This window comes from Kitasatospora arboriphila (assembly GCF_039528095.1).
GTDB lineage: Bacteria > Actinomycetota > Actinomycetes > Streptomycetales > Streptomycetaceae > Kitasatospora > Kitasatospora arboriphila.
The window spans coordinates 83,994-101,091 of sequence record NZ_BAAALD010000014.1 but is presented as its reverse complement, the minus strand read 5'-3'; the positions used below and the strand labels follow the sequence as shown (position 1 = coordinate 101,091).

Sequence of the window (17,098 nt, the reverse complement as noted above, 5' to 3'; positions counted from 1 at the left end):
CGGCCCCTCGCCCGCTGTCCGGGAGGGCGGGGGGCCGTCACAGGTCGCGGGGCCGGGTCAGCCGGTGGCCTTGTTGACGAACTCGGTGGTGTAGGTCTTGGCGAGGTCGATGCTCGCCTCCTTGCCCTTGACGTCGGGGTGGAAGGCGCCGAGGACGGCGAGGACGGTCTTCGGGCCGTCGGCGGGCATGACGCCGTCGGTGGTGAACATCGGCAGGGTGGCCTTGATGGCGGCCGCGTACTGCTCGGCGCCGCCCTGTGCGTAGTCGGCGGGCATCTTCGCGGCGATCTCCTCGGGGGTGTGGGTGTTCATCCACTTGAGGGTCTTGACGAAGGCGTTGGCGAGCTTCTGCACGGTGTCCTTGTTGCTGTTCACCCAGGCGGTGTTCATGTACAGCGAGGACGAGGGGTAGAGGCCGCCGAGGGCGGCCTTGGAGCCCTCGGGGGTGCGCATGTCGTACAGCACCGTGCCGATGTTCTTGGAGACGATGTTGGCGACGGTCGGGTCGGTGGTCATGCCGGCGTCGATGGAGCCCTGCTGCATCGCGGCGATGAAGGTCTGGCCGGCGCCGACGGCGATCGGGCTGAACTGGCTGGTGTCGACGCCGTTCTTGACGGCGAGGTACTTGGTGAGGAAGTCGGTGGAGGAGCCGATGCTGGTGACGCCGAGCTTGCGGCCCTTGAAGTCGGCGCCGCTCTTGATGGCGTCGGCCTGCTTGGCGGAGACGACCTCGACCTCGCCGGGGGCCTGCGAGAACTGGACGACGGACTCGACGCTCTTGCCCTTGGCCTGCAGGTCGATGGTGTGGTCGTAGAAGCCGACGGCGCCCTGGACGTCGCCGGCGAGGAGGGCGGTGGTGGCGTTGACGCCGGCGGGCTCGCTCATCAGCTCGACGTTGACGCCGGCCTCGGCGAAGTAGCCGAGCCGCTGGGTGAGCATGGCGGGCATGTAGATGACCTTGTCGAGGCCGCCGACCATGATCTTGACCTTGGGGCCCTCGACGGTGGGGCCGGCCGGGGCGGCGCCGTTGTGCGAGGTGGAGGCGGCGTCGTTGGCGCAGGCGGCCAGCGGCAGGAGGAGGGCGGCGGCGAGGGCGGCGGCGGCGGTTCTGCGCATGGGTGGGGGCCTTCCTGGGTGCGCGGGGGGAGTCTTCTGCGGGGGCTACTGCGGGGGACGTGCTGCGGGGCGTTCTGCGGGAACTGCGGGGTGGGGCTGCGGCTCAGCGGCCGTCGCCGGATTCGGCGGGCTTCCAGCGGAAGAGCCGCTTCTCGGCGAAGGTGAGCAGGCCCTCGGTGAACAGGGCGACCACGGCGAGGATGGTCATCGCGGCGTAGACGCCGGCCGCGTTGAAGGTGCCCTGGGCGGCGGCGACCATCAGGCCGAGGCCCTTGGTGGCGCCGATGTACTCGCCGACGATCGCGCCGATCAGGGCGAAGCCGAAGCTGACGTGCAGGCTGGTGAAGATCCAGGTGGTGGCGGCGGGGATGACGACCTGCAGGGTGACCTTGCGGTTGTCGGCGCCGAGGATGCGGGCGTTGGCGACCAGGTTGCGGTCGACCTCGCGGGCGCCCTGGAAGGCGTTGAAGAACACCGGGAAGAACACCAGGACGACGGCGGAGGCGACCTTGGACGCCGGGCCGAGGCCGAACCAGATCAGGAAGATCGGCGCGAGGACGATCCGCGGGATCGCGTTGAGGACCTTGATGTAGGGCCCGAACACGTCGGCGAGGAAGCGGATCCGGCCGAGCGCGATGCCCAGCAGGACGCCGGTGACGACACCGATCACCCAGCCGCTGAGCGCCTCGTACAGGGTGTAGCCGATCTGCTCGCCGAGCGAGCCCTGGGCGGTGCCGTGGGTGATCCACTGCCAGATCTGCGCCCAGATCTTCGACGGCTGGGAGAAGTTGAACGGGTCGATCACACCTGTGCGGGCGCAGACCTCCCACAGGCCGAGGAAGGCGACGAGCACACCGGCCCGGGCGGCGTACACGCCGTTGCGGCGGTTGCGGGCGGCCCGTTCGCGGACCTGGCTGCGGGTGGCGGCGGGGGCGGCCGCGGGTGCGGCGGCGGGGGCGGTCTCAAGCGGCACGACCCGCTCCTCTCTCACGGGTGATGCGGACTTCCTCGCCGAGGGAGGCCCAGATCTCGCGGTACAGCTCGACGAAGCGGGGCTCCAGGCGGACGGCCTCGACGGTGCGCGGCCTCGGCAGGTCGACGGTGAAGACCTCCTTGACGGTGGCCGGTCCCGCGGTCATCACGACGACCCGGTCGGCGAGGGCGATCGCCTCGTCGAGGTCGTGGGTGACGAAGACGACCGAGGAGCCGGTGCCCGCCCACAGCTCCAGCAGCTGGTCGGACATCAGGGCCCGGGTCTGCACGTCGAGCGCGGAGAACGGCTCGTCCATGAGCAGGATCTTCGGGTCGTTGACGAAGGTCTGGGCCAGCGCGACGCGCTTGCGCATGCCGCCGGACAGCTGGTGCGGGTAGCGGTCCTCGAAGGCGGCGAGGCCGACCCGGGCGAGCCAGTCGCGGGCCTTCTCGCGGGCCTCGTCGGCGCCGACGCCGCGGAACCGGGGGCCGGCGGTGACGTTGGAGAGCACCGTCCGCCACGGGAAGACGGCGTCCTGCTGGAAGACGAAGCCGACGTTCGGGTCGATCCCGTCGACGTGCTCGCCGTAGACCTTCACCTCGCCCTCGGTGGGCTCCTCCAGGCCGCTGACCAGGGTCAGGGTGGTGGACTTGCCGCAGCCGGTGGGGCCGACGACGGCGACGAACTCGCCGGGGGCGACGGTCAGGTCGAGGTCCCGGACGGCGGTGTGCAGGGTGCCGGACGGCGTCCGGAAGCGTTTGGTCGCCCCGGTCAACTCGATCGCCGGGACGGCGCCGGCCTTGTGCGGGCTCACGTGAACCACCTACCTCCTCGGCCGGCGTCGTCGCCGGCTCGGTGCTGTGCTCCGGGACGCTACGAGCGGCACCGGGCGCGGCGGGAGGCTTGCGGGCGTAACGCGGCTTTCCCGCGTTGAGGGCTGTTCTGCTCCTTTTGCTTCCGCTACAACGGCTGGGCGGGGCTGGCACGAAACACGGCCGAAACGTAGGGTGACCGTCCACCCCGCCCCCGCCGAGCACGGAAGGAGCACGCGATGAGGCGTCCGCACTGGCCACGCCGGGTCTTCGCGCAGCTCCTGCTCAGCCAGACCGTGGTCACGGTCGGTGTCACCGCGGTGACGGCGGGGCTGTTCCTCGCGCCGGTCAGCCGGGAGCTCGACCGGGACGCGATGCAGCGGGCCCTGTCGATCGCGCAGGCCACCGCCGCCGACGACGCGCTCGCCCGGGCGGCCGCCGCCCGGGACTCGCGGACCGCCCAGCAGGGCGCCGAGCAGATCCGGCTGGCCACCGGCGCGAGCTTCGTGGTGATCACCGACACCGACGGCATCCGCCTCTCGCACACCGACCCGTCCCGGATCGGACTGCGGGTGTCCACCGACCCCCTGCCGGCGCTGCGCGGCGAGTCGGTCACCGCGATCCAGGACGGCACGCTGGGCCGCACCGCCCGCGGCAAGGTGCCGCTGCGGCTCGCGGACGGGAGGATCGTCGGCGAGGTCTCGGTCGGGATCAGCGACGGCTCGATCCGCCGCCGGCTGCTGTCGATGGCGAACGGCATCCTGCTGTGCGCGGGCGCCGGCCTGGCCGCCGGCCTGGCCGCGACGCTGCTGCTCGCCCGCCGGCTCAAGCGCCGCACCCACAACATCGCGGTCGCCGACATCGCCGCGCTGCTCGTCGAGCGGGAGGCGATGCTGCACGGCATCCGCGAGGGCATGGTGGCCCTCGACGGGGCGGGCCGGATCCGGCTGGCCAACGACGAGGCGCTGCGGCTGCTGGCACTGCCGGAGGACTGCGCCGGGCGGACGGTGGACGCGCTGCTGCCGCCGGGGCGGCTCGCGGACGTGCTGACCGGGCGGATCACCGGCACCGACCTGCCGGCGGTGCGCGACGACCGGGTGCTGGTGGTGAACCGGACGACCACCGCCGACGGCGGCGCCGTCACCACGCTCCGCGACCGCACCGAACTCGAATCGCTGGTGCGCGAACTGGACAACACGCGAAGCCTCACCGAGGCGCTGCGGGCACAGGACCACGAGCACGCCAACCGGATGCACACCCTGCTCGGCCTGCTGGAGCTCGGCCGGCACGAGCAGGCCGCGGCGTTCATCTCCGAGCAGTCCGGGTCGCACTCCGCGCTGACCGCGCGGATCTCCGAGCAGGTGCAGGACCCGCACGTCGGCGCGCTGCTGGCGGGCAAGGCGGCGGTCGCCGCCGAGCGGGGCGTGGAGCTCGCCGTCACCGCGGACAGCCATCTGCCGGACGCCGCCGTCGACGCGCGGGCGCTGGTGACGGTGGTCGGCAACCTGGTCGACAACGCCCTGGACGCGGTCGGCGCCGGCCCCGGCGCGGTGGACGTGCGGCTGCGGCCGGTCGGCGCGACCCTGCTGGTCGAGGTCGCGGACAGCGGCCCCGGCGTGCCCGAGGAGCTGCGGACGCTCGTCCTCGAAGAAGGCTGGACGAGCAAGGACGCCCCGGCGCACCGGCCGCGCGGCCTGGGCCTGGCGCTGGTGGGCCGGGTGGTGGAGCGGTCCGGCGGCCGGCTGGCGGTCGACACCGGGCCGCGCGGCGGCGCCCGGTTCACGGTGGAACTGCCCGAGGCCCTGCACCCGGTGGAGACGGCATGATCGACGTACTGGTGGTGGACGACGACTTCCGGGTCGCCGAGGTGCACGCGGCGTACGTCGCCAAGGTGCCCGGCTTCCGGGTCACCGGGCGGGCGCACAGCGCGGCCGAGGCCCTCGCCAGCCTGGAGCGCTCCCCCGTCGACCTGGTGCTGCTCGACCACCACCTGCCGGACGAGACCGGTCTCGCCCTGGTGCGGCGGCTGCGCGAGGGCGGCATCGGCTGCGACGTGATGATGGTGACCGCCGCCCGGGACGTGACCACCGTGCACGCCGCGATGCAGCACGGCGCCCTGCAGTACCTGGTGAAGCCGTTCACCTTCGCCGGGCTGCGGGAGAAGCTCACCGGGTACGCCGAGCTGCGCCATGCCCTGGCCGGCGCGGCCACCCGGGAGGCCGGCCAGGACGAGGTCGACAGGATGTTCGCGGCCCTGCGGAGCGCCGCCGCGCCGGCCGCGCTGCCGAAGGGCCACTCCGCCCCGACCACCGATCTGGTGCTCGGGGCGCTGCGCGGAGCCGGGCAGTCGCTGTCCGCCCAGGAGGTCGCGGACGCCACCGGCCTGTCCCGGTCGACGGCGCAGCGGTACCTGAAGCAGCTGGCCCGGGACGGGCGGCTGCGGTTGAGCCTGCGGTACGGCGACACGGGCCGGCCGGAGCACCAGTACGGGCTCGCCGCCGGGCGGTAGGGCGAGGGGCGGCGGGGCGCGGCCGCGCCGCCCGTGGTCTGTCCCGGGGCCGGCCGGCCGAGGCGTACGCGGTTTCCCACGCCGTTGGCAGGGCAGCCGCCTGACGTTCGGTCATTTGTCGGGCACTCACGGTGGCGATTCTGTCACGGACATGACATAGTCGCCACAAGAAACCCGACAAGGCTCTGATTCAAAGGAGAACAGTGCCATGATTTCACGTATCGCAGGCCTGGCTGCCGCTGTGGCAACGATCAGCACCCTGACCTCGGGAACCGCGGCTGCTGCGCCCCAGCCCGCGTGCCCCGCGTCGATCACCCGGCCGTGCGTCTGGCAGCAGCCGAGCACCGAGGGCGTGGTGGGCGCGGCCCGCCTCGACACCGCGGACCATACCCGGCCCACGCTGCTCCGCGTCGAGGTGCGGATCCAGCGCGCCTGGGGCCGCCCCTGGGAGACGGTGGCCAGCTCCACGCTGGTCGCCAGCACCGGGACGCTCTCGCTGACCACCCCGGCCGTCCGCACCGACTACCGCACCATCGTCTGTGCCACCGGAGGCCCCGCCGACGCGCCCGAGCTGCACAGCACCAACTGCACGCTCTGACGCACCGTCACCGGCGCCGCGGGCAGGCCTGGAGCATCCGTGGGGGAGCTCTAGACCGCCCCGGCGCCGGTGAGCGAGCGGACCTCCATCTCGGCGAAGCCGTCCGGGTCGGCCGGCTCGCGGTCGGTCACCGTGCCGGTCCAACCCGCCAGGAAACCCAGCGGGATCGACACCAGGCCCGGGTTCTCCAACGGGAAGAGGTGGAAGTCCACGCCCGGCAGGAGGGACGCGGGCGTGCCGGACACCACCGGCGAGAACACCACCAGCAGCACCGCGGGCACCAGCCCGCCGTACACCGCCCAGACCGCACCGCGGGTGGTGAAACGCCGCCAGAACAGGCTGTACAGCAGGGTCGGCAGGTTCGCGGAGGCGGCCACGGCGAAGGCCAGGCCGACCAGGAAGGCCACGTTCAGGCGCTGCGCGAACAGGCTCAGCACGATCGCCAGCGCGCCGATCGCCACCGCGGACAGCCGCGCCGCCAGCACCTCCTGGTGCTCCGTCACCTGCGGGCCGTCGCCGCGCCGCCACGCCCCGGCGTACAGGTCGTGCGCGAAGGCCGCCGACGAGGCCAGGGTGAGCCCGGCGACCACGGCGAGGATGGTGGCGAACGCGATGGCCGAGATCAGCGCGAACAGCAGCACCCCGCGGGTGCTGCCGGTACCACCGCCGAGCTCCGCCGCGAGCAACGGCACGGCCGTGTTCCCCGCCGGGTTGGCGCGCCGCACCTCCGCGGAGCCGACCAGGGCGGCCGCGCCGAGGCCGAGCACCACCGCCATCAGGTAGAAGCCGCCGACCAGGCCGATCGCCCAGATCGTGGAGCGCCGGGCGGCCCGCGCCGTCGGCACGGTGTAGAACCGGCAGACGATGTGCGGCAGCCCCGCGGTGCCGAGCACCAGGGCGAGGCCCAGACTGACGAAGTCGAGCCGGCTGGTGAGGCTCGCCCCGTAGCGCAGGCCGGGCTCCAGGTAGGCGGCGCCGGCGCCGCTGCGGTCGGCCGCCGTCCGCATCAGCTCGGCGACGTCGCCGTGGAAGCGGACGAGCACCAGGACGGTCAGCAGCACCGAACCCGCGACCAGCAGCACCGCCTTGACGATCTGGATCCAGGTCGTCGCCCGCATCCCGCCGATCGTCACGTAGACGATCATCAGGGCGCCGACGCCGACGATCGTCCAGGCCTTCGCCGGGCCGTCGCCGGTGCCGAGCAGCAGCGCCACCAGGCTGCCCGCGCCGACCATCTGCGCCACCAGGTACAGCAGCGAGACCACCAGCCCGGCGGTGCCCGCGGCGGCCCGGACGGGCCGGGCGCGCATCCGCACCGCCAGTACGTCGGCCAGCGTGTAGCGCCCGGCGTTGCGGACGAGCTCGGCGACCAGCATCAGCACCAGCAGCCAGGCCACCAGGAAGCCGATGCTGTACAGCACGCCGTCGTAGCCGTACAGCGCGATCAGCCCGGTGACGCCGAGGAAGGAGGCGGCGGACAGGTAGTCGCCGGAGAGGGCGAGGCCGTTCTGCAGCGGACTGAAACCGCGGCCGCCGGCGTAGAAGTCCTCGGCGGCCCGGCCGCGGCGGCCGGCCCACAGCGTGATGCCCAGGGTGACCAGGACGACGACGGCGAACAGTGCGACGGCCAGCCCGTGGCGGCCGGGCGACCAGGCGCCCGCGGCGAGGACGGTACGGGCGCTCACCGGAGCCGGTCCTGGGTGTCCCAGCGCAGCTCCAGGGCGGCCCGGTCACGCTTGGTGCGGGCGTTGCGGGCGTACCGCCAGGTCAGCAGGAAGGTCGAGGCGAACTGGCCGAGGGCGAGCACCCAGGCGACGCTCAGCGGGCCCACCAGCTGACGGCGCATCACCTCCGGTGCGGCGGCCTGGGCGACCAGGTAGAGCAGGTACCAGCCGAGGAACAGCGCCGTCGCCGGGAGGACGAAGCCCCGGTGGTCGCGGCGGATCCGGGCGAACGCCTCGCTGGACTGCACCGCCCGGTAGACCTCGGCGGCGTCCGCCGCAGCGGGGGCGGGGACCGCCGGCGCGGGTGCGTCCCCGGCGCCCGCAGCGGACGCGGACGGGGCGGCCTGCGCCGGTACCCCGGCCCGCCGGGCGGCGGGCCGGCCCGGCAGCCGGTCGGCCCACCAGTCGAAGCTCTGCTGCTGCGCCACGAACGCTCCTGGACGGGGACGCACGCGCGCGCGGCGTCCGGCACGGCGCCGGAACGGAAGCCTCCGGCCGCTGACCCGACCAGAATGGGACCGCCGTCCGCCGCTGCGCCAATCGACGCAGGAACGTTCACCCAAACTGATGAGCGGGGTCCGGCCTCACGAACTCCGGGAAATTCCATGCCGATAGGCGTACGCCACGGCCTGCGCGCGGTCCCGCACCGCGGTCTTCGCGAAGAGGTTGTTGATGTGCGTCTTCACCGTGGACGGGCTGACGAACAGCTCGGCCGCGATCTCCGCGTTGGAGAACCCCTCCGCGATCAGCGCCAGCACCTCGGCCTCCCGGGCGGTCAGGCCGTCCGGCAGCACGGGCGGCGCCGACGAGCGCTGCGGCTCCGGGGGCCGCTGCGGCTCTGTGGGCCTCGGGTCGCGGGGCTGCCCCGACAAGCTCTCCAGCAGCCGCCGTTGCACCTGCGGCGACAGCCCGGCCTCACCGGAGCGGACGTCCGCGATCGCCCGGGCGATCTCCTCCGCCCCGGCGTCCTTCGTCAGGTAGCCGCGGGCGCCGGCCCGCAGCGCCGGGAAGAGCGAGTCGTCGTCGGCGTACGTGGTGAGCACCACCACCTCCGTGCCGGGGTGCCCGGCCCGGATCCGCCGGGTCGCCTCGACGCCGTCGCAGCGCGGCATCCGCAGGTCCATCAGCACCACGTCCGGCGCGAGTTCGGCGACCAGGCGCACCGCCTCCTCGCCGTCCGCGGCCGCACCGACCACCTCGATCCCCGGCAGCAGGCCCAACAGCATCACGATGCCCTCGCGCACCACGGTCTGGTCGTCCGCGACGACCACCCTGGTGACCGGCCCCGCGCTCACGCCGGCACCCTCAGCAGCACCCGCCAACCTCCGTCCTCGGGACCTGCGGACAGCTCACCGCCGAGCAGTTCGGCGCGCTCCCGCATCCCCAGCAGACCGTACCCGGAACCACTGTCGGCCAGCCCCTCCGGGGAGCCGCCGCGCGCCGGGCGGGAGTTGCGCACCTCCAGCTCCACGGCGTCCGGCAGGTAGGCGAGCCGCACCGCGACCCGGCTGCCCGGCGCGTGCTTGCGGGCGTTGGTGACCGCCTCCTGCGCCACCCGGCGCACCGCCAGGCCGGACTCGGCGGGCAGCGGCCGCGGCGGGCCCTCGATCGCCAGCACAGCCCGCTCACGGTCCGTCAGCTCGACCAGGAAGTCGCCGACCGGGGTGAGTTCGCCGCGCAGCGCGGACAGCGCCTGCCGGGTCTCCGCCAGCCCCTCCTGGGCCATCCGTCGGGCCGCCACCACCCGCTCGCGGACCTGCTCGCGCTCCGCACCGCGGTCCAGCATCAACCGGGCCGCCTCCAGGTGGACGAGCTGCGCGGAGAGGCTGTGCGCCAGCACGTCGTGGATCTCCCGGGCGATCCGGGCCCGCTCGGCGAGCGCGGCGCTCTCCGCCTCGGCCGCGCGGGCCGCCCGCTCCTGTTCGAGCAGCCGCCGCTGGGTGCCGCGCGCCTCGGCGTCCAGCCGCAGCAGGTAGCCGAGCAGGCCGAGCCCGCCGGCCGTGGTCAGACCCGCGACCAGCGCCTCTCCGCTCATCAGCGCGTACGAGACGAGGGCCGCGCCGGTGACGGCCGCCCCGGCGGCCAGCGGCAGGCGGACCAGCGCGAGGACGGCGAGGCCGCCCCAGAGGATCCCGGCCAGGGTGTCCGCGCCGCCGTCCTTCGCCAGTGCGGCGATCACCAGCAGGCCCGCCGCGCAGGCCAGCGCGGGCCACAGCCGGCGGGCCCGGGAGGCGAGGTGGAAGCCGACCAGCAACGCGGCCGACTCCGCCATCCAGCCGCCCGCGACGACGGCCGCCCAACCGGTGAACCGGCCGGTGGAGAAGGTGCCCCACACCACCACGGCCAGCAGGACCAGCCGGCCGCCGGCGGTGATCACCTGCCGGGGCCGAGTGGCCGGTTCCCGGTGGGACGCGCTGCCGGCGGGCCAGCCGAGCCAGAACTCCAGGGTCACCCAAGGCTCCTCACGCACGGTCAGAGGACGGCGGGCCGGTCGAAGGTCTGCGCCACCCGCAGCTTCAGCACCGCACCGCGGACCAGCAGCAGCACGCCCAGCGACAGCAGCAGCACGGCGGTGCTCTGGTGCACGTGCAGTGCGCCGCCGAGGGCGTACCAGCCGATCCTCAGCACGATCATGCCCACCCAGGCGGCCACCGTGGCGCGGGTGCCCTTCGCCCAGACCGTGCCGTCGGCCTCCTGCCACAGCCGCACCGTCCACCCCCAGACGCAGCCCATGGCGAGCACCGTCAGCAGCGAACCGGCCAGCACGGCCACGGCCGCCACGCGGTGGTCGCGGTCGATCAGCGCCGGGTCGCGCAGCGCGACCACGGCCAGCACCAGCGGCACCAGCCAGAAGCGGCCCCCGGTCTCGATCAGGCGCGCCTTCATCTGGCGGGTGACCACCAGGGCGACCACCGCGAGGGCGACCAGCACGTTGGCGAGGGCGGCGAGGGACGACATGGCGGGCTCCCGGTGAGAGGTCGGCTGACCTCTCCGACGCTACGGACCGGGCGTCCCGCGCACCTCGGAGCGCGGGTCGAGATCCGCGACGACGTCGTGCCGGGGGTTCTCCACCCGCGGGTGGAGAACCCCCGGCACGACGGGGCGCGGACCCTGGACCGGGCCGGTGGCCGGCTCAGGCGTCGATGCGCGAGCGGTCCAGGGTCGCCGCGGAGTCCACGATGAACTCCTTGCGCGGGGCCACGTCGTTGCCCATCAGCAGGTCGAAGGTCTTCTCCGCCGCCTCCAGGTCGCCGAGGTTGATCCGGCGCAGGATGCGGTGGCGCGGGTCCATGGTGGTCTCCGCCAGCTGGTCCGCGTCCATCTCGCCGAGGCCCTTGTACCGCTGCACCGGGTCCTTCCAGCGCAGCCCCTTGGACTGGAACTCCAGCAGGGTGCGGCGCAGTTCGGCGTCCGAGTAGGTGTAGTGGTACTTGCCCTGGCCGCGCTTGGGGTTGGTGAGCTCGATCCGGTGCAGCGGCGGCACCGCGGCGAACACCCGGCCCTGCTCGACCATCGGCCGCATGTACCGCTGGAAGAGCGTCAGCAGCAGGCAGCGGATGTGCGAGCCGTCGACGTCGGCGTCGGCCATGAAGATGACCCGGCCGTAGCGGGCCTGGTCGATGTCGAAGGTGCGGCCGGAGCCCGCTCCTATGACCTGGATGATCGAGGCGCACTCGGCGTTCTTGAGCATGTCGGCCACCGAGGCCTTCTGCACGTTCAGGATCTTGCCGCGGATCGGCAGCAGCGCCTGGAACTCGGAGTTGCGCGCCAGCTTGGCGGTGCCGAGCGCCGAGTCGCCCTCGACGATGAACAGCTCGCTGCGGTCGACGTCGTCGCTGCGGCAGTCGGCGAGCTTCGCCGGCAGCGAGGAGGTCTCCAGCGCCGTCTTCCGGCGCTGCGCCTCCTTGTGCTGCCGGGCGGCGACCCGGGTGCGGGCGGCCGCGACGACCTTCTCCAGGACGGCCCGGGCCTGGAGCTTCTCGTCCTTCTTGGCGGAGGTGAGGAAGGCCTTCAGCTCCTTGGCGACCACGGCGGCGACGATCCGGTTGGCCGCCGAGGTGCCGAGCACCTCCTTGGTCTGGCCCTCGAACTGCGGCTCGGCGAGCCGGACGGTGACCACTGCGGTGAGGCCCTCCAGGGCGTCGTCCTTGGAGATGTCGTCCTCGGCGACGCGCAGCAGCTTGGCGCTGCGCAGCACCTCGTTGACGGTCTTGGCGAGGGAGCGCTCGAAGCCGGTGACGTGGGTGCCGCCCTTGGGGGTGGCGATGATGTTGACGAAGGAGCGCATCGTGCTGTCGTAGCCGGCGCCCCAGCGCAGCGCGATGTCCACGCCGAGGTGGCGGGTGACCTCGGTCGGGGTCATGTGGCCGAGCTCGTCCAGGACGGGCACGGTCTCCTTGAAGTTGCCCTCGCCGTGCAGCCGCAGCACGTCGCAGATCGGCTTGTCGGGGGCGAGGAACTCGCAGAACTCGGCGATGCCTCCGTCGAAGCGGAAGGTCGTCTCGTCGACGGCCTCGCTCTCCGTCCGCCGCTCGTCACGCACGACGATCGTCAGGCCGGGGACGAGGAAGGCCGTCTGCCGGGCGCGGGCGTGCAGGCTCTCCAGGGAGAGCCGGGCGTCCTTGAGGAAGATCTGCCGGTCGGCCCAGTAGCGGATCCGGGTGCCGGTGCGGCCGCGCGGGGCCCTCCCCTTCTTGGTGAGGCCGCTGGCCGCCTCGAAGGGGGCGTCCGGGGAGAGCTCGGTGAAGTGGCCGGGGGTGCCGCGTCGGAAGCTGATCGCGTGGGTGTGGCCGCTGCGGTCGACCTCCACGTCCAGGCGGGCGGAGAGCGCGTTGACGACCGAGGCGCCGACGCCGTGCAGACCGCCGGAGGCCGCGTAGGAGCCGCCGCCGAACTTGCCGCCGGCGTGCAGCTTGGTCATGACGACCTCGACGCCGGACAGGCCGGTCTTCGGCTCGACGTCGACCGGGATGCCGCGGCCGTTGTCGCGGACCTCGACCGAACCGTCCTCGTGCAGCAGCACCTCGATCCGGTCGCAGAAGCCGCCGAGGGCCTCGTCGACCGAGTTGTCGATGATCTCCCACAGGCAGTGCATCAGACCGCGACTGTCGGTGGACCCGATGTACATGCCCGGCCGCTTGCGGACGGCCTCCAGGCCCTCGAGGACGAGCAGGTGCCGAGCGGTGTAGTTGGAACCGTCGTCTTTGGCCAGCAGGGCGGACGGCACTGATTCGGCACTCATGCGGCGTTGCACTCCTCAATGAAGTTCTCTGACTCGTCTGCGTGGGCGCCCTCTTGCCCCCGGCCCGCTCTCACAGGGCGAGACGGCGGGGTGTGGCGCCCGTCGCAGCCTGTACGCGCTGCGCGAACACGACCTTGGCCGGGCACCGGCGCCCCGGGGCGCCATCTCCTCCTGCCACCACGGTTCCTGGCGGACCGTGGCACCGGGCGCAGGCGGCGGAGCTGCTGCGATGCAGGCTACCGGTGCTCGGGACGGGGCTTATGCTCCAACCCAGCAGAGGATTATGCTACGCGGACCTCGGACATCGCCTCGATCGGGCGTTCGAGGAGGGGTGGCCGCCACGGGAATCGGCACGCATGAACCGCCGGGCCCCGGGGCACGTCCTCATCAACAAGCAGAATCCTCAGAGAAGAAAAGCCACGAGCGGGAACGAAATCGACCTGGTTGGATGTTGACCCTGGTACGACAGCTCGTCGAGCTAGAGAAGAGGCGACGTGACTACTGTTCTGACCCCTGCGAGCCCGCTCACCGCGGCTGACCGCTGCGACCGTTGCGGCGCCCAGGCCTACCTGCGCGTCGTCCTCGCAAGCGGCGGAGAGCTGCTCTTCTGCGCCCACCACGGCCGGAAGTTCGAGCCCGAGCTCAAGAAGATCTCTGTGGAGATACAGGACGAGACGGGTCGTCTGGGCACGACGCCCTCGACGGCCTCCGACAACGAGCGCTGACCGCAGCGCTCCATCGGCGAGCCGGGTCCACCCGGGGCACGGGGCCGGGCGGCAGGTCGAAAGGCCTGCCGCCCGGCCCTTTTGCACACCCTCGTGCGTGCCTGCGCGCACACCCGGCGTCGCGTTCCGTGAGGGCGCGCCCACGCAGCGGAACCGCCTGCGCACGGACTGCCACCGGCCGCAGGCGGACTGACACCGCGTCGGACGGTGACCGTCAGAGTGCGGAGCGCACATCGTCCGCCACCGCGGCGAGCCGGGTGTAGACCCCCGGGTGCGTCGCCTCCGCGCAGCCCGTCCCCCAGGACACCAGCCCGACCAGCCGCCCGGCCACCACCAGCGGCCCGCCGCTGTCGCCCTGGCACGCGTCCCGCCCGCCCTGCTCGGCACCGGCGCACACCATGACCCGCGCGTCGTAGGGACTGTCCCCACCCGCGGGGTAGGCGCGCGAACACACCTCGTCGGAGACCACCGGCACCTCGACCGACCGCAGCGTCGGCGAGTAGCTGCCGTTCCCGCGGGTGTCGCCCCAGCCGTAGACCCGCGCCTCGGTGCCCGCGGCGTACGGCTCGGTCTCGCCCTGGGCGACCATGCCGATCACCGGCCGGCCTGCCTGCGGCTCGGCCAGGGTGAGCACCGCCACGTCCCGCAGGTTGCGGGTGAAGTCGTACCCGGGATCGATCCACACGTTGCGCACGGTGACCTCCCGGCCGTCCCGGTCGCGCAGGTCGTCACGGCCGATCACGGCCTGCAGCCCCGGCCGGTCCGCACGGTGGCCCGTCCGCTCGTCGTAGAAGCAGTGCGCGGCGGTGACCACCTTGGTGGCCGAGACCAGCACGCCGCCGCAGAACTGCCCGGAGCGGCTGCTGCCGAACTGCTGGCGGCTGGCGACGGCGACCATCCACGGGTGGTCGGAGGTGGAGGAGGCCGTACCGCCGACGATCCGGCGCTGCGCCGCGGCGGGGCCGGCCGCACCGAGCACCGCCAGCGATGCGGGGAGCGTGGCGAGCAGCGCCACCGCCACCGCCCGGCGGGTTCGGCGGCCGCCGGCACGGGCCGCGGCCGTCCGTCCGGGGTCGCTGCGGGGATCAAGGGGGCGGGGCCGGATGGCGGGGACGTCCAGGGAGGGCACCGGATCTCCAAGCTGGCTCGACGACGGACAACCGGCACAGCGTAGTCGAGCCGTTACCCAACGTGGCGTCACCTTGCGTGCGGCCACCCGTACGAGGGACACCGGCGGTGCGGCCGGGCGGTGCGGCTCGCCCGGCCGGGCGGTGCGGCTCCCCCGGCCGTAGGGAGAGTGGGCCCGGGCGTGCCGAAGGGCCCGGAGCGTGGTGCTCCGGGCCCTTCGGGCCTGTCTCGTCGCCGGGCCGCCGTGGCCCCGGGGATCAGTCCAGGTAGTCGCGCAGGACCTGCGAACGCGACGGGTGCCGCAGCTTCGACATGGTCTTCGACTCGATCTGGCGGATGCGCTCACGGGTGACGCCGTAGACCTTGCCGATCTCGTCCAGCGTCTTCGGCTGACCGTCCGTCAGGCCGAAGCGCATCGAGACGACGCCGGCCTCACGCTCGGACAGGGTGTCGAGCACGGAGTGCAGCTGCTCCTGGAGCAGGGTGAAGGAGACCGCGTCGGCCGGGACGACCGCCTCGGAGTCCTCGATCAGGTCACCGAACTCGCTGTCGCCGTCCTCGCCGAGCGGGGTGTGCAGCGAGATCGGCTCGCGGCCGTACTTCTGGACCTCGATGACCTTCTCGGGGGTCATGTCGAGTTCCTTGGCCAGCTCCTCCGGGGTGGGCTCGCGGCCCAGGTCCTGGAGCATCTGGCGCTGGACGCGGGCCAGCTTGTTGATGACCTCGACCATGTGCACCGGGATGCGGATGGTGCGGGCCTGGTCGGCCATGGCGCGGGTGATCGCCTGGCGGATCCACCACGTGGCGTAGGTCGAGAACTTGTAGCCCTTGGTGTAGTCGAACTTCTCGACCGCACGGATCAGACCGAGGTTGCCCTCCTGGATGAGGTCCAGGAAGAGCATGCCGCGGCCGGTGTAACGCTTGGCCAGCGAGACCACCAGGCGGAGGTTGGCCTCCAGCAGGTGGTTCTTGGCCCGGCGGCCGTCCTCGGCGATGATCTCCAGCTCGCGCTTGAGCTTCGGGGCGAGCTTGTCGGCCTGGCTCAGCTTGTCCTCGGCGAACAGGCCGGCCTCGATGCGCTTGGCGAGCTCGACCTCCTGCTCGGCGTTGAGCAGCGGGACCTTGCCGATCTGCTTGAGGTAGTCCTTGACCGGGTCGGCGGTGGCACCGGCGACGGCGACCTGCTGGGCCGGCGCGTCGTCCTCGTCGTCGTCGGAGAGGACGAAGCCCTCCGACTCCTCCTCGGGCTCGCCCTCGGCCTTGTCGCCGGGGAGCGCCACCTCTTCGAGCAGCTCCTCCTCGCCGATGGCCTCCTCCTCGCCGGCCTTGCCGGTCTTGGAGGCGGTGGTCTTCTTGGCGGCGGTCTTCTTGGCGGGCGCGGCGGTCTTCTTGGCCGCGGCCTTCTTCGCCGGGGCGGCGGCCTTCTTCGCGGCGGTCTTCGCCTCGACGGCCTCGACGGAACCGGACCCGATCACGGTGGTCTCCGCGGCGACCGCGGCCACCACGGCCGGGGCGGCCACGGGAGCGGCCGGCGTGGCGGCCGGTGCGATGCGCACCGGCGGCTTGGCCGGGGCGGCCGGGGTCCGAGTGGTGACCGTCTTGGTCGCGGTGCGCTTGGTGGTGCTCTTGGCCGCGACGCTCTTGCGCTTGGAGCCGGCCGGTTCGGCCGCACTGACCATGAGGTCCACTCCTTCCTCAATCAGCACCTGGTTGAGGCTGCGCATGACGTTCTTCCACTTGGTGACCGGGATCTGGTCCGCCTCGAACGCCTGACGCACGTCGTCACCGGCGATCTGCCCCTGGGCCTTGCCCCGCTCGATGAGCGCGAGCAGTGCTGCGGACTCGGCGATCTCGGGGGGGAGCGAACGGGATGTGCTGGCCGACACGAACAACCTCTCGGACGATGAGTGGACTCGAACCCGTACCCGACCGTACGAGAGGACGGGGGACGATCACGCACGATCACGTGCGGGGTCGACTCCGACCGGCTCGGACTTGAGGACGAGGACTGGGTTTGCGGGACGGCAGCAGCGCCGCAGACCAACACAGCATTCTGACATGGTGGTGGTATTCCGGAGCTGCTTCCGCTCCGTACACATCGCTGCCACCCCTCAAGTGTTACGCATCCCGTTCGTGGCGCGGGTCACACCACCGGCGGAACCGCCGCGGACCCCCTGCGGCCTCGGGCGGAACGGCCCTCGACACCGGGCGACACGGCCCTCCGGCCGCCCCGGGGGACGGGGCTCGGGCGGCGGAAGGGCCGTGCGGCAT

15 protein-coding genes are annotated in these 17,098 nt (G+C 73.0%); 4 read left to right on the top strand and 11 right to left on the bottom strand.

All coding sequences use genetic code 11. The features are described from left to right. Window positions 1-57 precede the first annotated feature (57 nt). The 3 genes from ABD353_RS10695 to ABD353_RS10685 all read right to left on the bottom strand — a co-directional run bounded on the left by ABD353_RS10695 (window position 58) and on the right by ABD353_RS10685 (window position 2,903). Complete coding sequence (locus tag ABD353_RS10695; RefSeq protein ID WP_344623270.1) at window positions 58-1,116, bottom strand: ABC transporter substrate-binding protein; 1,059 nt, start codon at window positions 1,114-1,116, stop codon at window positions 58-60. A gap of 103 nt (window positions 1,117-1,219) precedes the next feature. Beyond that, a complete protein-coding gene (locus tag ABD353_RS10690; RefSeq protein WP_344623269.1) occupies window positions 1,220-2,089 on the bottom strand; it encodes an ABC transporter permease in 870 nt (289 codons plus the stop codon). Beyond that, the gene (locus tag ABD353_RS10685) at window positions 2,079-2,903 is read right to left on the bottom strand and encodes an ABC transporter ATP-binding protein (protein ID WP_344623268.1); all 825 of its coding nucleotides are present in this window, start codon (window positions 2,901-2,903) and stop codon (window positions 2,079-2,081) included. The genes ABD353_RS10690 and ABD353_RS10685 overlap by 11 nt, the downstream gene beginning before the upstream one ends. 237 nt (window positions 2,904-3,140) lie before the next feature. Here ABD353_RS10685 and ABD353_RS10680 point away from each other — a divergent pair, with 237 nt between their 5' ends. The 3 genes from ABD353_RS10680 to ABD353_RS10670 all read left to right on the top strand — a co-directional run bounded on the left by ABD353_RS10680 (window position 3,141) and on the right by ABD353_RS10670 (window position 6,008). Next, entirely contained in the window at window positions 3,141-4,727 is a 1,587-nt protein-coding gene (locus tag ABD353_RS10680; protein WP_344623267.1) for a sensor histidine kinase, read from the top strand. Further along, on the top strand, window positions 4,724-5,410 hold the full coding sequence (locus ABD353_RS10675) for a response regulator (protein WP_344623266.1): 687 nt from the start codon (window positions 4,724-4,726) through the stop codon (window positions 5,408-5,410). Before ABD353_RS10680 ends, ABD353_RS10675 begins: the two co-directional genes overlap by 4 nt. A 208-nt stretch (window positions 5,411-5,618) precedes the next feature. Next, window positions 5,619-6,008 carry a hypothetical protein gene (locus ABD353_RS10670; RefSeq protein ID WP_344623265.1) on the top strand — a complete coding sequence of 130 codons (390 nt, stop codon included), beginning with the start codon at window positions 5,619-5,621 and terminating at the stop codon, window positions 6,006-6,008. Between the two features lie 50 nt (window positions 6,009-6,058). Here the strand turns inward: ABD353_RS10670 and ABD353_RS10665 are convergent, their stop codons facing one another. From ABD353_RS10665 to ABD353_RS10640, 6 genes are all read right to left on the bottom strand, one after another. Beyond that, the gene (locus ABD353_RS10665) at window positions 6,059-7,693 is read right to left on the bottom strand and encodes a solute symporter family protein (protein WP_344623264.1); all 1,635 of its coding nucleotides are present in this window, start codon (window positions 7,691-7,693) and stop codon (window positions 6,059-6,061) included. Next, the gene (locus ABD353_RS10660; protein ID WP_344623263.1) at window positions 7,690-8,160 is read right to left on the bottom strand and encodes a DUF485 domain-containing protein; all 471 of its coding nucleotides are present in this window, start codon (window positions 8,158-8,160) and stop codon (window positions 7,690-7,692) included. Before ABD353_RS10660 ends, ABD353_RS10665 begins: the two co-directional genes overlap by 4 nt. Window positions 8,161-8,316: 156 nt before the next feature. Next, entirely contained in the window at window positions 8,317-8,958 is a 642-nt protein-coding gene (locus ABD353_RS10655) for a response regulator (RefSeq protein WP_425555121.1), read from the bottom strand. 65 nt (window positions 8,959-9,023) lie between these two features. Beyond that, entirely contained in the window at window positions 9,024-10,184 is a 1,161-nt protein-coding gene (locus ABD353_RS10650; protein WP_344623261.1) for a sensor histidine kinase, read from the bottom strand. 20 nt (window positions 10,185-10,204) lie between these two features. Next, the gene (locus tag ABD353_RS10645) at window positions 10,205-10,690 is read right to left on the bottom strand and encodes a DUF1453 domain-containing protein (RefSeq protein WP_344623260.1); all 486 of its coding nucleotides are present in this window, start codon (window positions 10,688-10,690) and stop codon (window positions 10,205-10,207) included. 175 nt (window positions 10,691-10,865) lie between these two features. After that, a complete protein-coding gene (locus ABD353_RS10640) occupies window positions 10,866-12,974 on the bottom strand; it encodes a DNA gyrase/topoisomerase IV subunit B (RefSeq protein ID WP_344623259.1) in 2,109 nt (702 codons plus the stop codon). Window positions 12,975-13,468: 494 nt separating this feature from the next. On the opposite strand from ABD353_RS10640, the gene ABD353_RS10635 reads away from it, so the two are divergent. Beyond that, window positions 13,469-13,699 (top strand): DUF7455 domain-containing protein, encoded by a 231-nt coding sequence (locus ABD353_RS10635; RefSeq protein WP_344623258.1) that lies wholly within the window; start codon window positions 13,469-13,471, stop codon window positions 13,697-13,699. Between the two features lie 214 nt (window positions 13,700-13,913). Here the strand turns inward: ABD353_RS10635 and ABD353_RS10630 are convergent, their stop codons facing one another. Continuing rightward, window positions 13,914-14,720, bottom strand: a complete 807-nt coding sequence (locus tag ABD353_RS10630; protein WP_425555120.1) for a S1 family peptidase — start codon at window positions 14,718-14,720, stop codon at window positions 13,914-13,916. A 364-nt stretch (window positions 14,721-15,084) separates the two neighbouring features. After that, window positions 15,085-16,719 carry an RNA polymerase sigma factor gene (locus ABD353_RS10625; protein ID WP_344623256.1) on the bottom strand — a complete coding sequence of 545 codons (1,635 nt, stop codon included), beginning with the start codon at window positions 16,717-16,719 and terminating at the stop codon, window positions 15,085-15,087. Window positions 16,720-17,098 lie beyond the last annotated feature (379 nt).